This is a genomic window from Streptomyces sp. NPDC002057 (assembly GCF_040296665.1).
Lineage (GTDB): Bacteria > Actinomycetota > Actinomycetes > Streptomycetales > Streptomycetaceae > Streptomyces.
This window is the reverse complement of sequence record NZ_JBEOXR010000110.1, coordinates 1-3,539: the sequence shown is the minus strand read 5'-3', so window position 1 is coordinate 3,539 and position 3,539 is coordinate 1. Positions and strand designations below refer to the sequence as shown.

Annotated in this window: 3 protein-coding genes; 2 read left to right on the top strand and 1 reads right to left on the bottom strand. The window is 73.9% G+C overall.

Features of this window, described 5'->3' with window-relative positions:
- Positions 1 to 966 (top strand): ATP-binding protein (locus ABT129_RS37900; RefSeq protein ID WP_351910806.1); only part of this gene is annotated, 966 nt, incomplete at its 5' end.
- A gap of 77 nt (positions 967 to 1,043) precedes the next feature.
- On the opposite strand, the gene ABT129_RS37895 is transcribed toward ABT129_RS37900, so the two are convergent.
- Positions 1,044 to 2,117: an IS701 family transposase gene (locus ABT129_RS37895; RefSeq protein WP_351910804.1), complete on the bottom strand. Its 1,074-nt coding sequence runs from the start codon at positions 2,115 to 2,117 to the stop codon at positions 1,044 to 1,046.
- Positions 2,118 to 2,256: 139 nt separating this feature from the next.
- Here ABT129_RS37895 and ABT129_RS37890 point away from each other — a divergent pair, with 139 nt between their 5' ends.
- Entirely contained in the window at positions 2,257 to 3,165 is a 909-nt protein-coding gene (locus tag ABT129_RS37890) for a quinone oxidoreductase family protein (RefSeq protein WP_351910802.1), read from the top strand.
- The last annotated feature ends 374 nt before the right edge of the window (positions 3,166 to 3,539 follow it).

The window sequence follows — 3,539 nt, the reverse complement described above, 5'->3', positions numbered from 1 at the left end:
GAGGCCGGTTACGTCGGGGCGGGCACGGTCGAGTTCCTCGTCGCCGCCGACGGCACGATCTCCTTCCTGGAGGTCAACACCCGCCTCCAGGTCGAACACCCCGTGACCGAGGAGGTCACCGGCCTCGACCTCGTCCGCGAGATGTTCCGCATCGCCGACGGCGAGGAGCTCGGCTACGGCGACCCGGAGATCCGGGGTCACTCCTTCGAGTTCCGTATCAACGGCGAGGACCCGGGCCGCGGCTTCCTGCCCGCCCCCGGCACCGTGACCGTGTTCGACCCGCCGACCGGCCCCGGTGTCCGCCTCGACGCCGGCGTCGAGTCCGGCTCCGTCATCGGCCCGGCCTGGGACTCCCTCCTGGCCAAGCTCGTCATCACCGGCGCCACCCGCGAGCAGGCCCTGCAGCGAGCCGCCCGCGCGCTGGGCGAGTTCCGGGTCGAGGGCATGGCCACCGCCATCCCCTTCCACCAGGCCGTCGTGGTCGACCCCGACTTCACCGCCGACCCGTTCCGGGTCCACACGCGGTGGATCGAGACGGAGTTCGTCAACGAGATCAAGCCCTTCGCCCCGGCCGGCGCGGACGCCGACGAGGACGAGTCGGGCCGCGAGACCATCGTCGTCGAGGTCGGCGGCAAGCGGCTGGAGATCTCCCTGCCGACGGCGCTGGGCATGACGCTGGCCCGAGCGGGTCTCGCGGCGGGCGCGAAGCCGAAGCGGCGCGCGGCGAAGAAGTCCGGTCCGGCCGCCTCCGGTGACACCCTCGCCTCGCCGATGCAGGGCACGATCGTGAAGGTGGCGGTCGAGGAGGGCCAGGAGGTCAAGGAGGGCGACCTCATCGTGGTCCTGGAGGCCATGAAGATGGAACAGCCTCTCAACGCCCACCGCTCCGGCACCGTCAAGAGCCTCAACGCCGAGGTCGGCGCGTCCATCACCTCCGGCGCCGCCCTCTGCGACATCAAGGACTGAACCCGCACCACCGCACGTGAGAAGGGCCCGCAGGCTGTCGCCTGCGGGCCCTTCTCCGTAGCGCGGGGACCCCGCTCTCACCCACGGTCCTCGCCGGCGAGTTCCAGCGTGTCCACCGCGTACGCCGCGGACACCAGGGTCATGTGGTGGTTCCAGCCGGGGAACGAGCGGCCCGTGAAGTCCGCCATCCCGTAGTCCTCGGTGATGGCCGTCAGGGCCTCGCCGGACGTGTGCCGGAGCCGCAGGAGGGCGAGGAAGTCGTTGGACGCGCCGTCCAGCATGTTGGTCATCCACACCCGCCGGGGACGGTCGCGGGCCGGGGACCACTCGGCGAGGAGCCGGAAGCGGCCCGCGCCGTACCCGGGCAGGGCGAGGCGGGCGGGGGAGGCGAGGGTCACCAGCGGGCCGCGCACCGGCGGCTTGAGCACGTTGGCCCGCTGCCGCTCGGCCTCCCCCAGGGACAGCATGAAGTCCGCGCCCCGGTCGAGGAGGCCGGCGGCGGCACGGCAGGTGTCCCCGGTGCCGCGCAGGTCGAGGATGACGGGCCGGGTGCGGCTCCGCCTCGGCTCCGGCGCCTCGTCGAGGAGTTCGAGCGCCAGCTCCTCCAGGGGGCGGCGGCGCACCTCCTCGGGGACCCGGCCGCGCTGCCGGTGCTGGGCGTCCTCGCCCCAGGCGCGGTTGAGGTAGAGCCGCCAGTCGACGGGCAGGCTCCGGCCCCGTTCGGTGAGGAACATGCCGAGCGAGACCTGGCAGTTGACCGAGCCGCCGGTGGGGGTGGGCCGCCGGTGGACGCCCACGATCTGCTCGCCGTACTTGGGCACGAGGGCGAGTTCGAGGACGGTGGCCCGCAGGTTCATCCGCTCGGCCGCGAGGCGGCCGAGCGCCCGGCGGGCGGGCCGCCAGTCCCAGGGGCTCTGGTTGACGAACTGCTGGAGGGCCTGGAGGTCCGTGGTGGAGTTCGTCATCGCCCGGACGGTCTTGCGGCCGGGCGAGGTGAGCAGGGCCCGGAGGTACGCGGTGGCGCAGCGCCGCTGGTCGGAGCGCGGCAGGTCTCCGAACACGGCGCTCGTGAACCAGGCCGGGACGGGGTCGCCGTCGCCCTGCCCGGGGCCCTCCGGTACCGGCCGTTCCTCGGTCAGCTGCTGCGTCATCTCCGCCCCTCGTCCCTGGTGCCGTCGGGCTCCAGGGTGGCGACTGGCTCTTGAGTCCCACGTGTGACCGGCGTACGCCGTGCGGGGGTTCGGGCGGACGGCGTCCACGGGGGCGGGCCGCCGGGTAACGTGCCGGATCATGCTCGCGATACGGTTCGACCGTTTCGGCGGTCCCGAAGTCCTCACGCCCGTCGATGTCCCCGTCCCGGTCCCCGGGCCCGGCGAGACCCTGGTCACCGTGGAGGCGGCCGGCGTCAACTTCGCCGACACGTTCCAGGTGGACGGGTCCTACCTCTCCCCCGACCTGCTTCCCCACATCCCCGGCGGCGAGGTCGTCGGCCGGACCGAGGACGGCCGCAGGGTCCTCGCCAAGGTCGCCCACGGCTACGCGGAACGCGTGGTCGCCCGGGAGTCCGCGCTGGTCGAGATCCCGGAGGAACTGGACGCTCCCCGGGCCCTGGCCCTGCTGACACAGGGGCTCACCGCCTGGCACCTGTTGCGCTCCGCGGCCCGGCTGCGGCCCGGCGAGAGCGTCGTCGTGCACTCCGCCGCGGGTGGTGTGGGCAGCCTCGCGGTGCAGTTGGCGCGGGAGTTCGGGGCGGGTCGCGTCCTGGCGCAGGCGTCGACGCCGGAGAAGGAGAAGCTCGCCGTGGAGCTGGGGGCCGACGAGGTGGCCCGGTATCCGCTGGCGGCGCGCGCGGACGTGATCCTGGACGCCGCCGGGGGCGAGCTGTTCGACCGGGCGCTGGGCTCCCTCGCCGACTTCGGCCGGCTCGTCACGTACGGCAACGCGTCCCGTACGGCGTTCGCCGCGCTCGACCCGGCGAGGCTCAGCAGGCTCAACGCGGCCGTCGTCGGCTTCTGGCTGCGGCCCACCCTGGCGCGGCCGGGGGCCCTGCGCGAGCCGTTGGAGGAGCTCGTCGCGCTCACGCTCGGGGGACGGCTGCGTCCGGTGACGGGCGTCGAGTACCCGCTCGTCGAGGCCGGAAGGGCCCATACCGACCTGCTGGAGCGGCGTACGACGGGCAAGGTCGTCCTGCGCCCCTGACCGTCCGGGACGGCGCCGACCAGGGCTTCCGAGCCAAAACAGACCGCGCGTGCGGAAAACTGACACTCTCGCCGTGCCGCCTTTGGCCGGGCGCCGGGCCAAGGGCAAAGCTAGGGCCACGAGACGGCGCGGGGGCAGGTACTTCATGCCCTGACTGCCCCTGCCCCGTGCCGCCTCACCGTGACGCTCCGGTGCCTCCGAGGCACCGGCCGGAACCGAGAGGCGGGGGACAGGACATGCCGGAAGCGACCCGCCCCCCGTCCGCCCGGAACGCCGTCGGCGCATACCCTCCGCCCGCCGTCGGCCGTCGACCGCCAGGTGGTGGACGACGAGCAGCAGACGGCCGGTCAGACCGGGGCCCCGGTCGAGGAACT

Coding starts and splice junctions, on each gene's coding strand:
- ABT129_RS37895 (WP_351910804.1), bottom strand. CDS start 2,117: ATGACGCAGCAGCTGACCGAGGAACGGCCGGTACCGGAGGGCCCCGGG.
- ABT129_RS37890 (WP_351910802.1), top strand. CDS start 2,257: ATGCTCGCGATACGGTTCGACCGTTTCGGCGGTCCCGAAGTCCTCACG.